General features: G+C 73.4%; 1 protein-coding gene. It reads right to left on the minus strand.

Annotation, left to right across the window (positions count from 1 at the left end; all coding sequences use genetic code 11):
* Positions 1 to 2508: type I polyketide synthase (locus tag MXD58_RS28880; RefSeq protein ID WP_250611335.1), on the minus strand; the 2508-nt coding region annotated here is incomplete at both ends.

The raw sequence follows: 2508 nt of genomic DNA on the forward strand, positions 1-2508 counted from the left end.
GCACCGGACCACCCACCGGCAGCAACCCACCCCCACCCCCAGCCCCGAAAGCCACCGCCGGCACCTCCTCCGGCGCCACCGCCGGCACCTCCTCCGGCGCCTCCTCCGGCGCCTCCTCCAGAATCAGATGCGCATTCGTCCCGCTCAGCCCGAACGAGGACACGCCCGCGCGGCGCGGCCGGTCTCCTCGCGGCCACTCCCGTGCCCGCGTCAGCAGCTCGACCGACCCGGCGGACCAGTCCACCTGAGCTGAGGGCTGCTCGACGTGCAGAGTCGCGGGCAGCACACCGCGCCGCAGAGCCATCACCATTTTGATCACCCCGGCGACCCCGGCGGCGGCCTGGGTGTGGCCGATGTTCGACTTGATAGAGCCCAGCCAGAGCGGGTTTCCGGGCTGCCGGTCCTGACCGTAGGTCGCCAGTAGGGCATGGGCCTCGATGGGGTCGCCGAGCACCGTGCCGGTGCCGTGGGCCTCCACGACATCGATGTCGGAGCCGGTAAGCCCGGCCACGGCGAGCGCCCGGCGGATCACTCGCTGCTGCGAGGGCCCGTTCGGCGCCGTCAGCCCGTTCGAGGCACCGTCCTGGTTGACGGCAGAGGACCGCATCAGGGCCAGCACCCGGTGGCCGCGTGCCCGGGCATCCGAGAGGCGTTCCAGCACGACCATGCCGACGCCCTCTCCCCAGCCGGTGCCGTCCGCGGTGGAGGAGAACGCCTTGCAGCGGCCGTCCGCGGCGAGCGCCCGCTGCCGGGAGAACTCCACGAACGTCGCGGGCGTCGCCATGACCGTGGCGCCGCCGGCGAGCGCCATCGAGCACTCGCCGGAGCGCAGCGCCTGGGCAGCGAGGTGCATGGACACCAGCGCTGACGAGCAGGCAGTGTCCACGGTGACGGCAGGACCCTCCAGACCGAGCACGTAGGACACTCGGCCCGAGGCCACGCTGACGGCCGCACCAGTGGCGGTGAAACCGCCCAGCTCGGGGGAGATCGGACCACCGCTGCCGTAGCCCTGGGCCATTACGCCAGCGAAGACACCGACGTCGGTGCCCTTCAGGCTGGTCGGGTCGACGCCCGCGTGCTCCAGCGCCTCCCACGAGGTCTCCAGCAGCAGCCGCTGCTGCGGGTCCATCGCCAACGCCTCCCGCGGCGAGATGCCGAACAGCCCGGCGTCGAACCGGCCCGCGCCGTCCAGGAAACCGCCCTGGTCCACATAGGAGGTGCCGGCGTGCCCGGGATCGACGTCGAAAAGGCCCTCGACATCCCAACCCCGGTCGACCGGAAAACCGGTGACAGCGTCCCGACCCTCGGCGACCAGCTGCCAGAGCGCCTCGGGCGAGTCCGCACCGCCGGGCATCCGACAGGCCAAGCCGACGATCGCGATCGGCTCGTCGATGCCGGCAACCGTGGACGGCCTCGGCGCGGACTCGGTGGGGGTGCTCACGATCTCGTCGCGCAGGTGCCGGGCCAAGGCGAGCGGGTTCGGGTAGTCGAAGACAACGGTGGTCGGCAGGTTGAGCCCGCTGGCCCTGCGCAGCCGGTTGCGCAGCTCGACCGACGTGAGGGAGTCAAAACCGGCCTCCCTGAAGGCCATTTCCGGCCTGATCTGGTCGGGACCGGTGTGCCGGAGCACGGTCGCGACATGACCGCGGACCAGTTCGAGCAGAATCTGCTCCTGCTGGGCAGAGGTGAGTCCCGCCAGCCGCCGGGCCAGCCGGCCGGCACTCGCGATCCCCCGCTGCCGGCCCACCCGGACCAGCCCGCGCAGCAGTGGCGGCAGCGCGGCGCCGGCGGCGGCCTCGGCCCGCAACGCCCTCAGGTTGGGGCGAATCGGCACGGCCGGCGATACCGCACCGGCCAGAGCGGCGTCGAACAACCGCATGCCCTCCTCCGACCCGATGGTCAGGAAGCCGCCGCGGCCGATCCGGGCCTGGTCGGCCCGGTCGAGGTGGGCCGTCATCGCGCTGGCCTGATCCCACAGGCCCCAGTCCAGGGACAGCCCGCGTCGGCCCCGCGCGCGCCGGGTGGCCATGAGCGCGTCGAGGTAGGCGTTCGCGGCGGCGTAGTTGCCCTGCCCAGCCGACCCGAAGAGGCCGGCCGCCGAGGAGTAGACGACGAAGGCGTCAAGGTCGGCGTCTCGGGTCAGCTCGTCAAGGTGGCCGGCGGCGTCCACCTTCGGCGCGAACACGGCCGCGACCCGCTCGGGGGTCAGCGCCTGGACGACACCGTCGTCCAGCACGCCGGCTGTGTGCACGACGGCCGACAGCGGGTGCTCGCCGGGCACGGCCGCGAGCACTGCCGCAGCGGCCCGCCGGTCAGCCAGGTCCGCCGCGAGCACCTCCACCGACTCCGCTCCGAGGCCGGTGAGCTCGACAGCCAGTTCGGGCGCGCCCGGTGCGGCCGGCCCGCGCCGGCTGACCAACAGCAGATGCCGGACGCCGTGACCGGTGACCAGGTGCCGGGCCGCGAGCGCGCCCAGCGTGCCGGTGCCGCCGGTGACCAGCACCGTGC

The organism is Frankia sp. AgKG'84/4, from assembly GCF_023242965.2.
GTDB lineage: Bacteria > Actinomycetota > Actinomycetes > Frankiales > Frankiaceae > Frankia.